This window comes from Klebsiella sp. ME-303 (genome assembly GCF_007910085.1).
In the GTDB taxonomy this organism is placed as follows: domain Bacteria; phylum Pseudomonadota; class Gammaproteobacteria; order Enterobacterales; family Enterobacteriaceae; genus Klebsiella; species Klebsiella michiganensis.
The window spans coordinates 1-518 of sequence record NZ_VOJB01000001.1; the positions used below are offsets into that span (position 1 = coordinate 1).

A 518-nucleotide genomic window follows, 5' to 3' on the forward strand; every position below is an offset into this window, starting at 1 on the left:
AATTTATGCAGCCCTTCAAAGCTGGCGTAAATCGCGGTCAGGTCATCGGTTTTGTTGTAGACGCTGTTATCCGAGTTATCGGAGTAGCGCAGGATCACTTTATTGACGCCGCTGTCGTTGGTGTGGCTCAGCACCAGCCCGCCCTGCCAGGCGTCGAGACGTTCGTCGCTGTCCACCGCTTTCGAATCGAAACCGTAGTTGGCGTACACCTCAACGTCGATCGGCCCGGCCTTGATGTTGTGGGTTTTGGTGGTCAGGGCGTAGTGGCCGTTATCGCCGGTACCGGAGCCGCCGGTACAGGTGATGCGCGACGGGTTGGCCTCGTCCGCCATCACTTCCGGGCTACAGGACTCCACCTGCGACACTCCCGCCACGTCAAACTGCACGCCGCCGATATCAAAGTTCTTCACCCCGGCGCCCTGGCCGTCGTGGTTCATCCAGAAGTAGTCGTTGATCCCCTGCTGCGGGCGCTGATGGAAGTCGCGGCCGGCCCAGATATAGGCGTTGGGGTTAGACTC

1 protein-coding gene is annotated in these 518 nt (G+C 60.0%); it reads right to left on the reverse strand.

All coding sequences use genetic code 11. From position 1 onward, the window contains the following. Nucleotides 1-518: carbohydrate porin (locus FQK12_RS00005; protein WP_146295594.1), on the reverse strand; the 518-nt coding region annotated here is incomplete at both ends.